The organism is Haloterrigena sp. H1 (assembly GCF_005938085.1).
Lineage (GTDB): Archaea > Halobacteriota > Halobacteria > Halobacteriales > Natrialbaceae > Natrinema.
The window spans coordinates 412,183-431,816 of record NZ_SMZK01000002.1; the positions used below are offsets into that span (position 1 = coordinate 412,183).

Consider the following 19,634-nt stretch of genomic DNA (forward strand, 5'->3'; position numbering starts at 1 on the left):
GTGAATACAAATGCCAGAATCATACCCACGCGAACACATTGAGGACCTAGTCGACGACAACCTAGAGTGGAGCGAGTTGCACAACATGATGAGCGACTTCAAGGACGCGGACCGGTTCCAGCAGGTCCGTGACGTCCTTCAGGAACGGGTCGATTGGGACGACCCGATCGTCATCCCGTATGCGGACCACCTGTACGTCGTCGCGAAGTCAGATGACCGATGGGTCATCAAGTGCGACTGTGGCCACGAGTTCTGTGAACACGACGAGAACTGGAAGCATGACGCACTGATCAACGTCCGGGATACGGAAGAGGAGTACCTCGAGATCTATCCGGAAGACATGCATCCCCATCCGGATTACATGGAGCTTCGGGAGTACTTCTGCCCGGGCTGTCAGACGCTGCTCGAAGTGACCAACGTCATGCCGGGATACCCCATCATCCACGAGTTCGAACCGGACATCGAGACCTTCTACGAGGACTGGATCGGCGAGCCGATTCCGACACCGGAGACGCAGTCGGCGTAAGTTCTCGAGAGACCGCTTTCCCGTCTTTATGCGATCAAACTAACCATGTCAGAACAGAGTATACCGACGCTGAAACATCTCTACGAGTCAGTTCTCAGCCGCTATGAGACTGTGCCAGCCATCACCTTCGAAAACGAGACGCTGACCTACGGCGACCTCGACGACGATTCCTCGCGTCTCGCCAGTGCACTCGTCGATCTCGGCCTCCAGACGGAGGAACGTGTGGGGATTTTGATGTCGAACCGCCTTGAGTACGCCATCGTCGACATCGCGCTTGCCCGTGCAGGTCTCGCGAGGGTCCCGCTGAACGACATGCTGTCGGCAGCGGACGTCGAGTACATGCTGAACAACAGCAAAGCCAGTACGCTCGTCGTGGGTCCGGGGCTTATCGAGACTGCCCGGACGGTCGCTCCAAACGTGTCGACACTAGATCGAGTCATCACGATCGATGCGTCACCCAGTGCCGAACTGGAGGGCGATTACGACGTCGAATCGTTCGAACGTCTGCTTAAAACGGGTGATTCGGATCCCCCGGATGTCTCCGTCTCGAGTTCTACGCTCGCCGGTGTCTTTCATACGGGCGGGACGACCGGCGATCCGAAGGGCGTGAAACACACCCAAGAGAACCTCGCACTGAACGCGCTCGCACACGCAATCGAACTCGACATCAAACCACGGGACCGGCTCCTGTTGATGACACCACTGCCCCACTCGGCCGGCCTTATCATGGCTGGCGGGTTGACTCAAGGGAGTACCCAGGTAATCACACAGGGGTTCGACGCCGAGCATGCGCTCACCCTCATCGAACAGGAGGAGATTTCCTGGACGTTCATGGTGCCGACGATGGTGTATCGCGTTCTCGACCTGCTCGACGAACAGGAGTACGACACCTCGTCGCTCGAGACGCTCGTCTACGGCGCAGCACCGATGAAGCCGGATCGACTTCGCGAGGGGCTCGACAAACTCGGGAACGTCTTCCTGCAGTTGTACGGCCAGTACGAGACGCCGGACCTCATCACCGTCTTACCGAAGGGCGCACACGACCCCGACGACGAGCAGCGACTCTCCTCGTGTGGCCTCCCGACCACGATGTGTGAGGTGATGATCGTTGACGACGACGGCGAGCAGGTCCCGCCCGGCCAGCCGGGCGAAATTCTCGCCCGCGGCGCCTACTCCATGGAAGGGTACTACAAGATGCCCGAAAAGACCGCAGAAACGATGGACAATGGGTGGGTCCACACCGGTGATATCGGCAAAACGGACGAGGACGGCTTCGTCTACATCGTCGACCGAGATTCGGACGTCATCGTCAGCGGCGGTATGAACGTCTACTCTGTCACCGTCGAAGAGGTCATCCAGCAACACGACCAGGTCGCAAACGTCGCCGTCATCGGCGTTCCGGACGACGAGTGGGGTGAAGCGGTCAAGGCCGTCGTCGTCCCGGAAGACGACACGATCGACCGGGACGAACTGAAGACGTTCTGTGTAGATCGACTCGCCAACTACGAGGTGCCGAAATCGTTCGATGTCGTCGCGGAACTCCCGACGACACCCTATGGGAAGATCGACAAAAAACAACTCCGTGAACCCTACTGGAAAGACAAGTCACGGCAGATAAGCTAACCTATGGTCTCCAAGATTGATCACCTCGGTATCCTCGTCGACGACATCGACCGGAACCGGACGCTGTTCGAACGCCTCGGCCTCGAGGTCGGAGCGGTCGAACGAGTCCCGGCGTTCAGCGTCGAGATCGCCTTCATCAGGGTCGGCGAGAGTCTGGTCGAACTCGTCGAACCAGTCGATCCGGATTCCGGTCTCGCTGCCGATCTCGAGACAGCAAAACGGCCGGCGGTGTTACATCACGTTGCGTTCCGCGTCGACGACCTCGAAGAGCAACTCGCGGCGTTGCATACGGCTGGCGTGCCACTCGCAGACGAGGTGCCACGTCAGGGCGCGGGAGACGCGTCCGTCGCCTTTCTCGAGCGACGAGCAGCCAACGGCGTCCGTATCGAACTCGTCGAGCGGCCCACTGACAGTCCCCTCGGATAACGGATTTGAAAACTACATGGGTTTTTATGATCGGATAGCGTATGCCAACTACATCCGTGACAATTGTCAACAAAGTACATTATGTTAGTTCGACTACTAATACCATCGTGATGGGGCTGATCTGACAACAATCAATGTCTACCCAGTTCCGTGAAGTCCCAACAGTGGGAGCCGACGTGGGGGAAACAGCGTTCACAACAGTAGATTGCAAGGGATTGTGCTGAACGATGCTTAGAATCGAATTTCAGATCGGATTAGCGGGGATTTCGGACCGCCTATTCAACATCGAAGAACAGGTCACGAGTGTCGAAGTTGACAACGCGCTACCAGCCTTCGGTGATATGGTCTTTCTCTTTTTATCAGTTCGGTTCGACTCCGAGATCTCAGCGGAACAGTTATCAGACCAATTACCATCGATGCAGATCGTCGACGTAACGCAGGCAGAGCTGAATCGGCACATCTACTATATCGGTGTGATGGCAGACCATTCTGAAGCATCCGTTCTATCGCTGTTGACGCAAAATCAGGCGATTCCACACCGGATCGTCGGAAAGAACGCTCACCTTGAGGTGATGGCATCCGTTCGTGACTGGAACCATCTCAAAGAGGTAGCCAACGCAATCGAAGGCGAGCACGGCTCGCTCGAGTTGCTCGGCACGACGCAGACTGAAAGTATCGGATTTCCACTCGGGAGCAACAAAATCAAACAGAGCATGTCCGGGAAGTTGTCCAAAGAGCAGTTGGAGGTACTCGAGACGGCTTACCAGATGGGCTATTTCAAGGTGCCACAGGAGGTGACAGCGGAGGAGATCGCAAGCGAATTGGATATCAGCAGGTCGACGCTTTCCGCACGCCTTCGCCGCGTCGAGCACAACTTCTGTGCATTGCTCTTTGGCCCACAAGAATGACGACGATCATCATCATTAAATCGGTCGAACACGATGCGTCCGTGAAGGAAATCCTCGGGTCCGTCGTTGACGAGGGTGAACGGGTTTACCTTCTCCGGCTGCCGACTGTCCGGTGTCTCGGTCCGCTCATTCAGGAAGTAAACCCCATGATCAACTACGGGGTAGACTACACGATCACCGCGCTCCCGAAGGGATACGACGTGTCCACGCTCGTCGAGTTCGCGACCGAATTCGACGCAAATCGCATCTGCATCGGAATCTCCGACCGAACACTGACCGGCAAGGCACGAATCGACGATCTGACTCAATCGATCCTGCTTCACGACGACATTTCCGGCGACTTCGTGGTCGGCGAACACGCGATCATTCTGGAGGAACTTGAATATGGTACGTAATCGCGCGAGACTGTCGCGAACTCGAGTCATCCGCCGACTAGACTGTCAGGCAACAGTCAGTAACCGCTTGATCGCGGCCCGTGGTCCGTTGCAGCAGTTACCAACCGCTCGAGTGCGACCGTCCTGTGAACCGAGTTGTCCGACAGTCTCCCAGCCCATCGAAACTGAGTCCCACACAACAATCCATGAGTCCATCTGATCAAACCGACGACCGACGTGTAGAAGCACAACGAGAAAAAGAAGCGGTCCGCGAGAAGCGACGACGAGGTGAAGGGATCGGCTGGAACGGCCGGACGCTCCGCGAGCAGTTGGCCGAACTCGAGGACAAAACGGAAGCGACGGATCACTACTGTGGGCTGTCGGAACTGGAATTGAAAAACGAGGATCCGATTCGATACGAGCAGTTGTACGCGCGCCTCCGTGGTGATCTCGTGACAGCACGCGAGACGTCGAAAGAGGTGTCCGCGACGCCGATCGTCGAGCAGGAGGGTGAGCTGTGCTACGGCCTCTTTACTCCTGAAGGAGACTCGATCGCCGTCTCGACGGGGATCATCGTCCACGTCCACACGATGAGCGAGGCGATCAAGTTCATGATCAACCACGATTACGAGGAGAGTCCCGGTATCGAGCCCGGCGACATCTTCGTCAACAACGATCCTCACGTCGGCGACGTACACCCGTGTGACCTCATGACGATTATCCCCATCTTCCACGACGGAGAACTCATTGCCTGGGTTGGTGGGGTAAACCACGTCATCGACACTGGTGCGATCGGCCCGGGGAGTATGAACGTCTCGCAGGCGTCTCGCTTTGGCGACGGGGCGTACTACACGGCTCGCAAGATCGGCGAGAACTTCGAACTCTACAACTCCTGGAAGAAGGAATACCCCGCTAAGACACGGACGCCGGACTTCCTGAAGCTCGACGAACGGACGCGGATGACTGGCTGTCTGATGGTCCGACGGTCGGTCAAAGCGATGATCGACGAACACGGGGTTGAGACGTTCAAGCAACTCTCACGAGAGGCCGTCGAGGATGGTCGCCGTGGCTTCCGAAGCCGCATCAAGCGAACGATGCTTCCCGGTACGTACCGCGGGGCCTCGTTCGTCGACGCGCTCTACAAAGGCCAAGAAAACGTCACCCGCGAGTACGCCCAGGAGAACCACATCATGCACGCCCCCTCGGAACTCCACATTCGAGAAGACGGGACGTTTCAGGTGTCCTTCGAAGGCGCAAACAAGTGGGGCTGGCACCCCTTTAATTGTACGCCAGCCGCGATCCAGGGCGGCATCTGGGTGATGCTTACCCAGACAGTCATCCCAAACGAGTTGGTCAACGACGGTGCCTACTACGCCTGTGATTTCCACCTGCCGGTTGGCTCATGGGCCAACACACAGAATACGGAGACAGCCCACGCCTACGCCTGGCATTTCCTCGTCTCAGCGTGGGCACCCCTCTGGCAGCACCTCTCACGAGGGTACTTTTCACGAGGATTCTGGGAAGAGATCAACGCCGGGAACGCAAACACGTCCAACTGGCTGCAGGGTGGCGGCATCGACCAGTTCGACAAACTCCACGCCGTCAACTCCTTCGAGTCGGCCTGTGAGGGCGTCGGTGCCCGCTACGTTGAGGACGGTGAACCACATGCCTCGGCGGTCTGGAACCCGGAAGGAGATATGGGTGATGCCGAAGCGTGGGAAACAGTCGAACCACTTCCGTTCCTTGGACGGGCGGTCAAACCGAATACGGGCGGTGTAGGCCGCCGAGCAGGCGGTGCCGGCTTCGAGTCTATGCGAACGGTCAAAGACGTCAGCAGGTGGTTGCTCTACGAGATGGGCAACGGTTACATGACCAGCGACGGCGGCCTCTTCGGTGGCTACCCCGCTGCGTCAGGGTACATCCTCAACGCTCAAGATACGGATCTCGAGGAGCGCTTCGAGAACGGCGAGGACTACCCACAGCACGACCTCGACCCCGAAAGCGGTGACTTCGAATCCAAGATCGATGGCGAGATTACCCGCCGCCCAGAGGGGATCAGCACGCCCAAAGAGTTCGACGACTACGACATGTATCTGAACTATCTCCGCGGGGGCTCGGGGCTCGGTGATCCCCTCGAGCGCGACCCCGAAGACGTCCTCGCGGACATCCACGATGGCTACGTCCTGCCCCGGCATGCAGAAGACGCCTACGGCGTCATTGTCGAGAAGGTCGACGACGAAGCAATGCATAACTCCGCCGTGCAGGGCGAATGGGAACTCGACGCGGAAGCGACCGAAAAGCGCCGTCAAGAGCGGCGCGCAGAGCGAACCGAGAAGGCACAGCCGGTCTCAGAATGGTATGCACAAGAACGTGAGCGAATTCACAACGAGGATGACCTCATCGACGACGTGAAGAAGACCTACGAGAGCAGCATGCGGATGAGTGCGCAGTTCGCCGCCTTCTTCCGCGATTTTTGGGAGCTACCGGACGAGTTCGAGTTCGACCTCAGCGAGAAGGCACAACAATCACTCGACAACCGGTTTGACTCCGGACTCCGTCCGATGTGGGACAGCCCCACACGGGGACACAAAACGTGGCTCGACGTTGGTGACGAACCGTACGTCCCGTACACGTGGACCGACCGCTCTATTCGGGACCTCTCTGGTCCGGAATCGACGTTTGGTGATCGGGAACGAGCGGCCGATGATGACTAACGCGACGGCTGACAACTGTGGTGTCTCTGTATCCGACATCCGTGAACGTAGCCACCCCGTTTCGGCGGTAGGTATGGAATTGCGACTCGCGGCGGAATACGGTCGGCAAGAACAAGGTCCAGTCTAATTTGGGAGGAAGCACAAAACAGTACGACCCGGTGGGGTCGCGTTCAGTGGCCCCATCGGCACGTCTGGTTATGAAGTGCAGGAGCCGTGGGTAGTCGGGGCCGTGTGGGTGGTAGGAAGGCTTGCAAAAGGTTCCGTGGCAGGAACATGCCTGCACCACCGTCCTGGAACGTACTGCTCGCCCGCTCTTTATGGCGCTAACCAGCGAATCGAGGTCACGCTCCTGCTCGGATCGGCGTTCTAGATATTACGTCAGACCAGGACTGCGCGTAGCGGTGGCAGGTACTGAGACTCTCCTGCTCTGATCGATCAATTTGCTTCGATAGTCACGTCCGTCGGCGTCGGATTCCCGATGTTATCGCCAACGGGGCAGCGCTCCTCGACCTCCTCGCTCAACGCATCCAGGGTTTCCTGATCGGCGGTAGACTCGACGTGGATCGTCACGCCGAGGTCTTGATAACCCGCGCGAACGTCGTCGGCCGCGCCGAGGAACTTCCGCGGGTCGAGATCGCCTTGAATTTCGATCTCGACACTGTCGAGGTCGATCCCCCGCTCTTCGCTGACGGTATGCACGACAACGTTGAGGCAGCCAGCCCACGCGCCGATGAGGTACTCAACGGGATTGGGGCCGTCGTTGGTGCCGCCTAATGCTGCAGGCTCATCAATGACGAATTCGAAGTCTCGCGCCTCGACGACCGTCTTTGTCTCGCTCTCACTTTCTGCTGAAACCGTGAATCGTTGGATATGATCTGCCTCGCTCATCGTTTCGTTTGATGGGACGACATCTCATCAACCGAACGACCGGGGGGAGATGCGCCGCCCTCTGTGACGTTCGTATTCTGCGTTGTTCCAGTCGAGCGTCCTCAAAGCTCTCATTCACCGTGGATCGAGATTGTTGAGGAAGTCATCTCTTCCGGCAAGTATTTCGATGTGAGTGAGTCGGCAACGCAATAGCTTCGCAGACGTAGCGTTAGCGGAGCCAAACGGCGTGGAAACAGCGTCCACAGAGAAAAGCAGGCCGAGTACCTCGGGGTTGACCCCGAGGCGGTTCAATTGTGGTGGTGTACCCAGTTAGTGAGTTTGATAAATGAGGACCCGTCACACGCACCACACGAATCCGGTGGCTCGAACGTATGCTCGCCTCCGGATTCGTGGATCGGCGTACCTGCATAGATTATCTGACAGCTTTCACAGACGTATTGTACCGGTTTCTCTGGGGCATGAGCCATGTTACCACTGGCTACGATCTCACACATAGAACTGTTGGCTCCACGCTCTGAATTACTTGAATACTGAAAGCTCCGTTCCCGTTCTCATCAAGTGACCGAGTGAAAAAGTAGGCAGAGATGCGATAGAACTGGTTTCAGGTGCTCTCGAGCCAGCCAGCGTCGTCAGCGATGGCATACAGTTCGTAAATGAATACGGTCGCAACACCCAGGATGGCACCCCACAACAACACTGCAAACAGTGTCGACCCGATGACGGCCATCAGTCGCGCACCTCCCCGCCGTCGGTCGCCGTCTCGTCGAGTTGCTGGATTTCGGTTGTGAGCTCGTCGTGGTCGTACTCGCCGGCAAAGAGCTGTGCTGCAACCAGCGTCCCGACAGTCGAGACGAGAAAGGCACCGCCGAAGGCGGTTAAGTAGAGCGGATCCGCAGCCGGTAGGAGACCTCCGAGGACCGGAATCGACCGCAAGAGGCCAGCGAAATCGGGGAAGTACGCGAGCCCAACCGCGAGTCCGAGCACGCTACTGGCGAGTGCGCCTGCACCGGTGAGCCGCTCCGAGTAAAGGCCATACAGAAGCGGGAACGCGACCGCCGCACCAAGCAGATCGGCGAGGAAAAAGAGCCGAAGGACGCTCCGGGCTCGCAGGCTGACGTAGATCGCGCTCACGGCGACGACGACGGTCAGCAGTCGGGCGCCGAGTTTGAGCGACCGGTCATCTGGGTCGGACAGCAGCCGGGGTAGATCCGCGGTGACGATGCTCGAGAGTGCATTGAACAGCGTGTCGACAGAGCTCATCACCAGCAGAAGCGCAATGAGGACGACCGCAAGGACGATCCACTCGGGGAACGCGGTCTGCAGGAGCACGAAGAAAGCGATGTCGGCGTTGTATGCTGAACTCGTCACGTCAGTCACGATGTCAGCGTTGCCGGCCGCGACGAGGCCGAAGAGGCCCGCGAGGAAGACGATGAGACCGTTTGCGATGGTGGCGTTGCGAAAGCCGCGCTCGACCGTCCGCCCGTCCTCGGCGGCGTAGATCCGCTGCCACCACAGCTGGTTGATCAACTCGGCCCCGAGAATGGCGAAGGCGAGTGCGAGTCCGAACTGGAGGCCTGGGACGAAGCCAGGGTCGAGCAGTGATGGATTCGTAGACGCGATGCCGTCGTGGATCTCACCGGCACCGCCGAGTGAGACGATCGCACCCGCGAAGGCAATGACCAGCAGTGGCAAAACAAGTAACGCCTGAATCGAGTCCGTGAAGATCGACGCCCGGAGACCGCCGTAGCTCGTGTACAACAGGACGAACCCGCCAACAAGGACGGCGGTCTGCCACTGGGGGACGCCGGCCACGAGCGAGAGTGCGCCGGCGATCCCGGTCAACTCAGCAGCGAGGAAGACAAACATGTACAGACCACTCACCAGCAGGACGAACGCGTACATCGCCGTACCGTAGCGGGCGTGAGCGTACTCCGTCAGTGAGTGGCCGTTCGGAATTACCTCCCGGATGCGTGGCCCGACTCTCGAGTAGGCGAGCATCGGAAGTGCCTCGCCGATCGCGTAGCCGACGACAGCGGCGATCCCGAAACTCGCGCCGGCCTCCGGCGCTGCCAGCAGGATCCAGACGCCCATCACGGAGGCGACGAGCGTCGCTGTCGTCCGGCCGGTCCCGGTCGAGTTCCGAGCCGTGAGCAGGTCTTCGACGGTTCCGACCGTCCGTCGCGAGTACCAGAGACCGACGACGGTGAATCCGACCAGCACTGTGACGGTCAGGCCAAGTGCTAGAGCTGTACTCACCACTGTCAGTCACCATCTGGAACGTCGTTTTCCGGCTCTCCAGACGGTTCGAACGCAGCGTCGAAGAAGGCAACTTCCAGTTCGACCGTCCGCTCGAAGAGCCGCGTCAGTCGCTGCTGGCGTCGTTGCGATGCGGCCGCGCCCTCCCGATCAAGTTCCGCTCGAAGCCAAGCGACGAACTCGTCGAACGCGGGATTGTCGTGGATGGTGACCCACTCTGAGAGGTAGTCCCGGTCCGGTAGCTCAGTCCCCATGCCGGCCCACGACCGATAGATCCACTCGGCCGGGACGAGGACCGCAAGCGTTTCTGCATAGCCACCCTCCCGCGCGGCACGCTCGAGCAGATCCTGTAACGCCCGCGTCACCGGCTGCAGCATGGGATCGGTTCGCTCGACAGCGGCTACCTCGAGTGCATCAAAGGATCGCTCGAAATAGTCGTCCTCGTCGTCGGTGAGTGTCCCGAGGAAGTCCGCGAGTCGGGACTTGGCGGTCATCGAGGGTGCATCGCCGAGCGCGTGGCCGAAGGTCCCGACTAATGTCTCGAGGAAGGCGTAGTCCTGGACGAGATACCGGCGAAACACTGCGTCATCGAGCGTCCCAGCGTGGAGTTCCTCGGTAAACCGATGTTCGGTCGCACCGGTCCAGTCGGGCTCGGAACGCGCTCGACACCACTCGGTAAACCGCGGTTCGTCGCCGTTCGTGCCATCGCTGGACGTGGATTCGACGGTTGCAGCGTACTCCTCGAACGTGTCGGCGACGGAATCGCCGCTCATATCGACCACTCTTCCTGTCGCCAGGCGGCGTCCCAGAAGCGGTACTCGTAGCGTGCGGAGGTCCGGAACAGTTCGCGGTAGCGGTCGCGTTCGTCGGGGGTCGACTCGGCCCACACCTCGTCCATCAGGTCCTTACACCACTCGGTGAGTTCCGTGAATTCCTCGCCGGCGTACATATCGATCCACTCGGCGTACCCCTCGTGGTCAGGCCGGCCCTGCTCTGCCAGCCGTTTCCCGGTGACGTTGAATCCCCACATGCACGGCAGCAGTGCGGCGATCAGGTCACCGAAGGTCCCCGTCGCCGCAGTCCGGACGAGGAAATCGGTGTACCCCTGCGTCGTCGGCGACGGCTCGGTCGTTTCCAGTTCGGCCTGGCTGATCCCGAAGGTCTCGGCATAGGCACGGTGCAGGTCCATTTCGGTGTTGATCGTCGAATCCAGCAACTCGGCGAAGGTTCCCATCCGCTCAAGGTCGGGAGCCATCGCCGCGCCGTGAGCGAACACGCGGGCGTATTCGATCAGGTAGACGTAGTCCTGACGGACCCAATAGCGGAAGGGCGCTTCATCGAGTGTTCCCTCCCCGAGCTGGGAGACCATTGGGTGCTCGAGGATCGCCTCCCAGATCGGGTCCCCGATCGTGGACAGTTCATCAGTGGCGCTCATACGTACTCATGGGTGCTTTGCCGACTTATAACTTCATAATATAGGTCGGTTATCGACCGTCTGAACATACTGACAACCGTCACTGTGGCGGTTGGGTATCTGCATCGGGACATGAGAACGGTGTGGCGTCTGTACAGGGTAGCAGATCGATACAGCCGAAATCGAGAACGGCAGTGTTGACATCACTGATGAAGGCGTGAGTATACACGTCTAGCAAATTGTACCTGAATCAACTATTCTACATACTGTATACACTGCAAAATTTGTAGCTATTGCACCTACTATTGGGGTCCTCATTACTCATGTCGCAGCGATCTGCTCCTGGTCGGTATGCGCTATCTCGGCGATCGGCATCCCAGCAATCGTCCGAATTCAGTTTGCGCTGCCGACGATACCGTTGAGCGAGCCGTATTTGCGGTGTCGTCTGGCCGCTATTAATAACTCGAAACGGCTTGCACCCAATTATAAATAATATAGGTGCAATAGTTAATAATAGATGGCTCGAGAGACGATTCCCGTTACCGTGCTGAGCGGCACTCTCGGCGCGGGTAAGACGACCGTGTTGAACAACCTGCTGAACACACGAACGGATCTGGACATCGCGGTGCTCGTCAACGATATGGGTGAGGTAAACGTCGATGCCGACCGCGTTGCAGAACACTCCGACATCTCGGAGGACGACGAGGAACTGGTGGAGTTATCGAACGGCTGCATCTGCTGTGAACTCCGTGGTGACCTGCTCGACGCACTCGCAAAGCTCGCACAGGCACGCGACTTCGATTATCTCGTCATCGAATCCACTGGGGTCGCCGAACCACTTCCAGTCGCCCAGACGCTCACGATGGGGTTCGACCAGTCGGATCTCGATCCGACCGCGTTCTACGAGGAGACCGGCATCGAAGTGATGGACTACTACGAACTCGACACGACGGTTACCGTCGTCGACGCCCACCAGTTCTGGACGACGTTCGACTCGAAAGAGTCGCTTATGGACGGCGACACCGAGAAGCACCTCGGGAACCTGCTCGTCGAACAGATCGAGTTCTGTGACGTGCTCCTATTGAACAAGTGTGACCTCGTCGACGCAGAGACGCTCGCAGAAATCGAGGAAATGCTCTCGGTGCTCCAACCGCGGGCGGAGATCGTCCGGACCGAACACGGGAACGTCGACCCGGAACTGGTCTTGGGTACAGGTCGGTTCGACCTCGAGGAAGCGAGCCAGTCGGCCGGCTGGCTGCAGGAGTTGCGAGAACCCCACGAGTCCGCCGAGGAAGAACACGGCGTCACCTCGTTCGTCTACTCGTCGCGGCGTCCGTTCCATCCCGAACGGTTCGCAGATGTACTCGACTCGCTTCCTACGAACGTCGTTCGGTCGAAGGGACACTTCTGGCTGGCTGGACGAGCGGAAATCGCGCTAGGGTTGAACGTCGCCGGGCAGTCGATCCGAATCACGCCAGCTGGCAGGTGGATTGTGTCTCTTCCACCTGAAGAGCGCGAGGCCTACATCGAAGACAATCCGGAGCTCGCGGACGTCTGGGACGAGACGTGGGGTGACAGAGGGACCCAACTCGTTCTCATCGGAACCGAGATGGACCATGATGCCCTCCGTAGTGACCTCGACGACGCGACGCTGACCGACGAGGAGATGGACGCTGACTGGGCTGCCTTTGAGGACCGCTTCCCAACGTTTGGTGGCGAAGAAAACGCCGAAGACGCGACCGAACAGGACGACCAGACGAGCGAGGATCAAGCCGAAGAGATCGGCCTGTCGGGCTAACGATGCCGTCGCCACGCTCACTCTTTCAGACGGCCGTCGATGCAAACGTGCCGCGCCAGACACGCGAGACCGCGATCAATGGGCTTGCTATGGCGGGTGCGACGACGCAACTTCGCGTCATCGCGGTCACGAGCGGTCTCGCCGGACCGTATCGGCGGCAGGCACTGTCTACACTCGATCTGTGTGGAGCGACCGATGAACTCGAACGACTCGCTGCCGACTTGAGCCTTCACCGATCGCTCCGAAAACAGGCCGAAGAATTGGTGTAGTCCCGCTTCTCGCGGTTTCCTTTTCGTCGCGTCGCAACTGGAGATCGCAGTTACGACATCGGCGCAGCCGAGAGAACACAGCGGGCGAGGATCACGGACACCCCCTCAAGTGGGGTGTGCAGGTTCAACCGCGGTTCGGCGCTGTCCCCGCGAATCTGGACACCTCGCGAGGAGCCGCTCAGCAACTCGACGCGCGCCAACGATGTTCCGAGCCAGTGGTCCGACAGTCGTCTCCGCGAGTTTTCCCACGACAGATACCCTCGAGTCGGTGCCGTCGGTTCGTCGCCACGCAAGTGTGCGATCGTTGAGGACGGGAAAGCCGTTTGTACCGCGCTCGAGTCCAAGCGTCTCGGCGGCCTGGCTGACCAGCGGATGGTCGGGTGCCGGCTCGAGGCCCGTCGCAAGCAGGACTTGTGCGTTCGCTGTGGACGCGCCGTCAGCGAACCGGACGAGCAAGCCATCGTCGGTGGCGTGGGCGCATGCAATCTCGCCGAGACGGATTGTGAGGTCACCACGATCACGGGCATTGGTCAGTTGGTCCATGACGTAGGGCGGAATCGTCGCGTCGTTTCTGGCGTTTCGGATTCGGTCGTGTCGTGCCTGAGAACCGGCTGGGAGCGTGTGGAGGTGGGTCTCGATATGTCCCCAGTTGATCCAGTATGGGTCGGCCTCCGGGAGTGCTGTCTCCAAGTCGTGTCGAGAAAGCAGTGTTACATGCGTCTGCTCCGCGAAGCGACACGCGAGCTGTGCGGCCGTGATGCCGCCACCGACGACGATCGTCGTGCCATCGACCCCTGTCGCCCGCGCCGGATCGAACCCGTCACCCCAGACGTGGGCGAGGGGCGCGGTGTCTGGTACCGTCGCCGTCCACTCTGGGTACGTCGGCTGCGGACCGAGCCCGAGAGCGAGAACGACGCGACGAGTATCAAACGCCCCATCATCCGTCTCGACTCGAAGAGAGTCTCGGGAGTCCGGATCCGTAATAGCGCTCACTGCTCTCCCGACGTGACAGTCCGCGAGATTCTGGCGGTCGATAACATATCTGGCATGGTCGAGAAAGAGCTCGAGGGAGGGTCGATTCGGATAGTCGTCGGTCGCAACGAGTTCGTTCTCCCGGTCGTGTCCAGTTGCGAACGTCTCAAGGGAGAACGGCTCGGTATCGATGTGATGGACGAACGACGAACGGAGCGTCCGCATGCCACACTGTCGTGCTTTGGTGGCGAACGATGCAAGCAACTCCTCGTGGGGGTCGATGATCCGGAGGTCGTCGTGCGTGTAGCCGCCGCTATCGAGGAGGTAATTTGCGAGACAGGTTCCGTGAACGCCGCCGCCGATGATGACGTACTCGTACATTGGATTTCGGTCGGTGATTGTTGGGTGGCTGTGTGTGCTACTGCTGCTCGTCGCCGCCGTCAGCCTCGAGGACATCTCGAGAACGACCGGCTTGACGTCGATTCGACGGGTTCAGCGCACGGAGTGAAGCGTCAGCAGGGAGCTTTCGGACGATGAGGACGACTGTATACACTGCAATCGCTGCGACGACGATCGAGCCGCCAGCAGCGATACCGTAAACGTACGAGAGCGTGACGCCGGCAATCGCCGCGAACTCGGCTGCGAGTATTGCGAGAAGAATCGAGTGTTTGAAACTCCGGGCGACGAGCGCCGCGGTAGCCACCGGAACGACGAGCATCGCTGCCACAAGGATAACGCCCATGATCTGCATCGCACTGACCACGACCAGCGCCGTGAGGACGACCATGAGTCGCTTGTAGCGTCTGACGCCGAGTCGTACCGCGCGAGCGGCCGTCGCATCGAAGGTGACGTACAGCAGTGGCCGATACGCCAGCGTAACAAGCCCGCCGACGAAGAAGCACATGAACACGAGACGCCCAACGTCCCCTTTCGATACGGTCGCCAGGCTTCCAAACAGGTAGGCGTCGATCCCGACGGCGATACCGCCGCCGGTCGCGGTAATAAGAATGCTCCCGACCGCGAACCCGCCGGTCAGCACGATCGCCAGCGACGTATCGGTGTACGCGCCAGCGTGTTCGACTAGCAACTCGACGAGCAGGGCCGTGACGACCGCGACGACAAACGCAGTCAGCAGCGGCGACAGCGACAGTTCGAACGTCGCATTGAGGAACAGGCCGACGGCGACGCCCGCGAAGGCGGTGTGCGCGAGCGTATCACTGATCATCGAGATCTCTCGATGCACAAGGAAAGTGCCGACGAGCGGCCCGATAACGGCGACACAGACGGCAGCGAGGTATGCTCGCTGCATGTAGGGATAGCCGAGCATCGGGACATCGACGATTTCGGCGAGAAGCCCCATCGCTGCGCCGTAGACATCCTCGAGGAACCACTCGAAGAGCCAAGCCAGTTCCCCGAGGAGCCATCCGAGCGTCGCCGTACTCTCGACTGTCGTTTCAGGTATGGGTGATGGTTGTGGGGACATAATCAGTGGTCGTGGTGGACGACGTGCTGGTCAGTGCCGTACGCTGCCGCAAGGGCATCGGTCGCGACGAAGTCGTCCGGATCGCCGTCGAAATACAGTCGGCGGTTGAGACACGCGATCTCGGTCGCGTACGTCGTGACGACGCCGATGTCGTGTTCGATGAGGATGACCGTCAGCCCGGTCGCATTGAGCGTATGAAGGAGGTGATAGAACTCCTCCCGAGACTCCGCGTCCACGCCGACGGTCGGCTCGTCGAGGACCAGAAGGTCCGCCTCGGAGGCCAGCGCACGGGCGATGAAGATCCGCTGGCGCTGGCCGCCAGAGAGACGACCGACGCGCCGCGAGGCGAGCTCCGTGATGCCGACCCGGTCCATCGACTCGTCGATCGCACGGCGATCCGCCCGTGAAAACCGGCCGACGAGCCGGTGTGGGTATCGTCCCATCGCGACCGCTTCGCGTACCGTCACCGGCATATCGCGTGCCGTCTCGGTGACGTTCTGTGCGACGTATCCGAGTCGCTCGCCGTCGTCGAACTCGTGTGCAGGCTCGCCAAAGAGGGTCACCGATCCCGTCTCCGGCCGTTTGAGGCCGAGCATCAGCTCGAGGAGCGTGCTTTTGCCACTCCCGTTCGGACCGACGAGCCCGAGAAACGTTCCCGGTCCGACGTCGATCGAGACGTCCTCGAGGACTGGCTGCTCACCGTAGCGAAACGACACCTCGTCGACGCTGATGATCGGGTCCGCTGGGTGTCGTTCGGCCGCTGTTTCGGTCGTCATCGCATCTCCTCGAGATCGACGAACGACTCGCCGTGGGCTGTTATCCATGCCGTCGTCCGATACGGGGCGGCCACATCTGGCGGATAGATCGTACAGGCCGATCGTCCCGTCGTCTCGACGACGACCGCCAGTAGTCCTGCACGCGATGGGTCGGTCGCCCCTGGTTCTGCCGATCCGGTCCACTCCGGTTCGGAATCGGTCGGCATCGAGTCGCTCATTACGCGTCGAGGGCCTCCGTCAGCGTCTCGAGGTTGATGTTCTCCATAATCTCGACGTATCCCCAGCCGTCATCGGCCCACTCCTGGGTCTGTCCGGGGATCGGCGTCAGTGGAAGCACGTCCGTTGCATCCGTCTCTTCGACGAGTCGCTCCGCTGCCGTCTGTGGTTCGAGCGGATCAGCACAGACGTACTCGAGGTTATGATCCGAGATAATCTCCTGAGCCCGCTCGATGTCCCGTAGCGTGGGCTGATCGTCCGGCGAGAGACCAGTGAGCGTCTGCACATTGAACTCGTAGCGTTGTCCGAGATACTGGAAGGCGTTGTGCCCGGCGACGAACACGACGTCTTTGGACGCGTTCTGGAGTTCAGACTGGAACGTGTCGTCTAGTTCGTCCAGCCTAGTGCTGTACGCGTCGGCATTTTCGGTATACGCTGTGGCATTGTCGCCATCGATGTCGGCGAAACCGTTGCGGATGGTCTCGACTGCCTGCTTGGCGCGCATCGGATCGAGCCAAAAGTGGGGATCGCGACCGCTGGCGTGGTCGTGATTGTGACCGTCCTCCTCGGCTGCGTGCGCTTCCTCGTCGTCACTGGCGTGGTCGTGCTCGTCCTCGGTTCCGTGATCGTGCTCGCCGTCGTCATGAGAGACACCTTCCGCCAGTACTGTCACGGTCGACCCGGTGTCACCGGTAAGTTCGAGCGTGACAGTCCCGGTTTCGGTGTGAACCACGTAGTACTCCTCCATACCGTCGCAACTCTCGACGCCGTGCGCTTCGTGAACGACGGAGCCCGAAGCCGGGTGTACCGTGTCGTGGGTGTCCGTAAAGAACGCGTACTCACCGCCCTCTTCGGCTTCGAAGGCGACGTATCCGGTCTCTTCGGGAAGTTCGACGGCGTACGGCTGGTGGGTCTGTGAGAACGTCGCCGCGTTCGCTGCAGACGGGGCCGCAGTGAGTGGATCCGCATTACCCTCTTCCATGTGACCACACGCGTGGGACACTGCGTGACTGCCGAGAGGATTGTCACTCTGTCCTTCCTCGTGGTCGTGACCGGCTTCAGCGAGGGTTATCTCCTCTCCAACGGCCACGGTTTGCACGTCGGCATCGTCGTCTCGAACGCTCTGAACAAGGTCGTCAGCCCAAGGCTGGAACCCTTCTATTCCGTGGATGAACAGATCGGACTTGAGAACTGTTCCCTGGACCTTCGGGCCCGGTTCCCAGCCGTGTCCGTGCTGTCCGATCGGGACGAGTGTCTCTGCAGTTGCAATGTCACCCGCGACCTTGCTCGCAAAATCCCCGAAGACGAAAAACGATGACTGCGCTACTGTCCCATCGCTTCCGGAGGACTCCGAGAGACATCCTGCGATCGTCCCGAACGCGGCTGCTCCAAGACTCGTTGTAATGACTTGTCGGCGTGTATGTTGCGACATCTGTTACTAACTCAAACGCCCTAGATAATAATTGCTATGATCTTAGCATCATATCTTAATAACAGGGCTGCTCTGTTCCAGAAGGGTATCAACAGCAGGATGAGAGTTCACTATCCTCCCCAGTGAAATCAGACACAAGCGAGCGCAGATGCGTCACCTCTGATTGATTCGGCAATCAGAACGGTCTGGAAGAGAGTGAGTGTCTCACCAGCGCGACGAACACTGCCCGCTGGATGTGCAACGGCGAAGACTAACTGTCGGGAATCTTCGAGGGAATCACGCCTGTTCTGCACCGCTATACAGATTCTGTACCTCTTCGAGGGACGGATCGATTTCCGTAACTCCACTCGTCGCCTTTCGTGCCCCTTCGGTGTCTTTTAGGCCAAAACCAGTTGAGTTTATTACAACTGTCTCTCCGATCTCGATGATTCCCTCTTCGAGCGCTCGCCTGACACCAGCAAGCGACGTCGCTCCAGCTGGCTCCGTGTAGATGCCTTCGGTGTGGCCAAGTAGCGTCTCGGCTTCGAGGATCTCTGTATCGCTGGCGAGCAGCGACGTTCCGCCACTTTCCTCCAGCGCGCGGCAGGCTTTAATCGTATTTCGTGGACACCCAACGGCGATGCTATCGGCCAGTGTGTCTGCGACATCGTCGACATCGTCGTGCTTGTGAAATGCATCGTGAATCGAGGATGCGCCCTCTGCCTGTACACCGAGCATCTTCGGCGTATCGTCGACGTAATCGAGCTCGTAGAATTCGCGGAACCCTTTCCATGCACCGGCAATCGTACAGCCGTCTCCCATCGAAAAGACGACCCAGTCGGGAATCTTGCCACGTGCTGTCGACTGCTCGGCCAGCTCATGTCCGACCGTACGCTTGCCTTCGACCTGGAACGGGTTGATCGCCGCGTTTCGGTTGTACCAGCCATATTTCTCAGTCACCTCCACACTTAGATCGTATGCCGCATCGTACGAGCCGTCGACGGCGAGCACATCGGCTCCGTAGACCAGCGGCTGTGTGAGCTTTCCGCTCGGTGCATCTCCAGGAACGAAAATACGGCAGTCTAGATCCCCTCGAGCGGCGTAGCCGGAAAGCGAGGCTGCAGCGTTGCCAGTCGACGCGCAGGTGATGATCTCCCTGCCAGCGCGTTTCGCCTTCGTGACTGCGATCGAGCTTGCTCGATCTTTGAAACACCCCGTCGGATTGCGGCCATCGTCTTTGACTAACGTTTCAACACCGAGCTCGTCGCTTAGATTCGGCGCATCGAAGAGGTCCGTCCCACCCTCGTTGAGCGTAATGATCTCCGCGTCGTCGTGGACTGGCAGAAACGCTTCGTACTTCCACTGACTATCGATGACGCCGTCGAGGTCAGCCTCGAAAATGTCGTGAATGACGTCGTAGTCGTATTTCACCTCGAGAATGCCTTTGACACCCTCGTGCTCTGGACAGGTGTAAATTATTTGATCGGGATCATACTCGTCTCCACAAATAGTGCATTCAAGCGCGGTAACATGCTCCATGACCATACGATATGAAAGACGGCTAAGGTACAAATACGTCC

19 protein-coding genes are annotated in these 19,634 nt (G+C 59.4%); 8 read left to right on the plus strand and 11 right to left on the minus strand.

The features are described from left to right. Positions 1-10: 10 nt before the first annotated feature. The 6 genes from E2L06_RS17325 to E2L06_RS17350 all read left to right on the plus strand — a co-directional run bounded on the left by E2L06_RS17325 (position 11) and on the right by E2L06_RS17350 (position 6,571). Positions 11-526 (plus strand): acetone carboxylase subunit gamma, encoded by a 516-nt coding sequence (locus E2L06_RS17325; protein WP_138782882.1) that lies wholly within the window; start codon positions 11-13, stop codon positions 524-526. A 45-nt stretch (positions 527-571) separates the two neighbouring features. Continuing rightward, entirely contained in the window at positions 572-2,149 is a 1,578-nt protein-coding gene (locus E2L06_RS17330; protein ID WP_138782883.1) for a long-chain-fatty-acid--CoA ligase, read from the plus strand. A gap of 3 nt (positions 2,150-2,152) precedes the next feature. Beyond that, positions 2,153-2,575 (plus strand): VOC family protein, encoded by a 423-nt coding sequence (locus E2L06_RS17335; protein ID WP_138782884.1) that lies wholly within the window; start codon positions 2,153-2,155, stop codon positions 2,573-2,575. 416 nt (positions 2,576-2,991) lie between these two features. After that, complete coding sequence (locus E2L06_RS17340) at positions 2,992-3,483, plus strand: helix-turn-helix domain-containing protein (protein ID WP_249361495.1); 492 nt, start codon at positions 2,992-2,994, stop codon at positions 3,481-3,483. After that, positions 3,480-3,878, plus strand: coding sequence for a hypothetical protein (locus E2L06_RS17345; protein ID WP_138782885.1), 399 nt, complete (start codon positions 3,480-3,482; stop codon positions 3,876-3,878). Before E2L06_RS17340 ends, E2L06_RS17345 begins: the two co-directional genes overlap by 4 nt. A gap of 185 nt (positions 3,879-4,063) precedes the next feature. Continuing rightward, the gene (locus tag E2L06_RS17350) at positions 4,064-6,571 is read left to right on the plus strand and encodes a hydantoinase B/oxoprolinase family protein (protein ID WP_138782886.1); all 2,508 of its coding nucleotides are present in this window, start codon (positions 4,064-4,066) and stop codon (positions 6,569-6,571) included. Positions 6,572-7,006: 435 nt separating this feature from the next. Here E2L06_RS17350 and E2L06_RS17355 read toward each other — a convergent pair whose 3' ends face one another. From E2L06_RS17355 to tenA, 5 genes are all read right to left on the minus strand, one after another. Then, positions 7,007-7,459: an OsmC family protein gene (locus E2L06_RS17355; RefSeq protein ID WP_138782887.1), complete on the minus strand. Its 453-nt coding sequence runs from the start codon at positions 7,457-7,459 to the stop codon at positions 7,007-7,009. 601 nt (positions 7,460-8,060) lie between these two features. Beyond that, complete coding sequence (locus tag E2L06_RS22825; RefSeq protein ID WP_283241367.1) at positions 8,061-8,186, minus strand: hypothetical protein; 126 nt, start codon at positions 8,184-8,186, stop codon at positions 8,061-8,063. Then, complete coding sequence (locus E2L06_RS17365; protein WP_138782889.1) at positions 8,186-9,718, minus strand: sodium:solute symporter family protein; 1,533 nt, start codon at positions 9,716-9,718, stop codon at positions 8,186-8,188. Before E2L06_RS17365 ends, E2L06_RS22825 begins: the two co-directional genes overlap by 1 nt. Before the next feature lie 2 nt (positions 9,719-9,720). Beyond that, positions 9,721-10,488: a TenA family protein gene (locus tag E2L06_RS17370; RefSeq protein WP_138782890.1), complete on the minus strand. Its 768-nt coding sequence runs from the start codon at positions 10,486-10,488 to the stop codon at positions 9,721-9,723. Then, on the minus strand, positions 10,485-11,150 hold the full coding sequence (gene tenA / locus E2L06_RS17375; RefSeq protein ID WP_138782891.1) for a thiaminase II: 666 nt from the start codon (positions 11,148-11,150) through the stop codon (positions 10,485-10,487). The genes E2L06_RS17370 and tenA overlap by 4 nt, the downstream gene beginning before the upstream one ends. Positions 11,151-11,646: 496 nt before the next feature. Between tenA and E2L06_RS17380 the strand changes: the two genes are divergently transcribed. Next, positions 11,647-12,927 (plus strand): GTP-binding protein, encoded by a 1,281-nt coding sequence (locus tag E2L06_RS17380; RefSeq protein ID WP_138782892.1) that lies wholly within the window; start codon positions 11,647-11,649, stop codon positions 12,925-12,927. Between the two features lie 2 nt (positions 12,928-12,929). Further along, a complete protein-coding gene (locus tag E2L06_RS17385) occupies positions 12,930-13,196 on the plus strand; it encodes a hypothetical protein (protein ID WP_138782893.1) in 267 nt (88 codons plus the stop codon). A gap of 105 nt (positions 13,197-13,301) precedes the next feature. Here E2L06_RS17385 and E2L06_RS17390 read toward each other — a convergent pair whose 3' ends face one another. The 6 genes from E2L06_RS17390 to thrC form a co-directional block, all read right to left on the minus strand. Then, the gene (locus E2L06_RS17390; RefSeq protein ID WP_138782894.1) at positions 13,302-14,549 is read right to left on the minus strand and encodes an FAD/NAD(P)-binding protein; all 1,248 of its coding nucleotides are present in this window, start codon (positions 14,547-14,549) and stop codon (positions 13,302-13,304) included. A 37-nt stretch (positions 14,550-14,586) separates the two neighbouring features. Next, positions 14,587-15,528 (minus strand): metal ABC transporter permease, encoded by a 942-nt coding sequence (locus tag E2L06_RS17395; RefSeq protein ID WP_394348748.1) that lies wholly within the window; start codon positions 15,526-15,528, stop codon positions 14,587-14,589. Between the two features lie 125 nt (positions 15,529-15,653). Further along, the gene (locus E2L06_RS17400; protein WP_138782896.1) at positions 15,654-16,427 is read right to left on the minus strand and encodes a metal ABC transporter ATP-binding protein; all 774 of its coding nucleotides are present in this window, start codon (positions 16,425-16,427) and stop codon (positions 15,654-15,656) included. Further along, positions 16,424-16,645, minus strand: a complete 222-nt coding sequence (locus E2L06_RS17405; protein ID WP_171052421.1) for a hypothetical protein — start codon at positions 16,643-16,645, stop codon at positions 16,424-16,426. The genes E2L06_RS17400 and E2L06_RS17405 overlap by 4 nt, the downstream gene beginning before the upstream one ends. After that, positions 16,645-18,075, minus strand: coding sequence for a metal ABC transporter solute-binding protein, Zn/Mn family (locus E2L06_RS17410; RefSeq protein ID WP_138782897.1), 1,431 nt, complete (start codon positions 18,073-18,075; stop codon positions 16,645-16,647). The genes E2L06_RS17405 and E2L06_RS17410 overlap by 1 nt, the downstream gene beginning before the upstream one ends. 276 nt (positions 18,076-18,351) lie before the next feature. Continuing rightward, positions 18,352-19,599 carry a threonine synthase gene (gene thrC / locus E2L06_RS17415; protein ID WP_138782898.1) on the minus strand — a complete coding sequence of 416 codons (1,248 nt, stop codon included), beginning with the start codon at positions 19,597-19,599 and terminating at the stop codon, positions 18,352-18,354. Positions 19,600-19,634 lie beyond the last annotated feature (35 nt).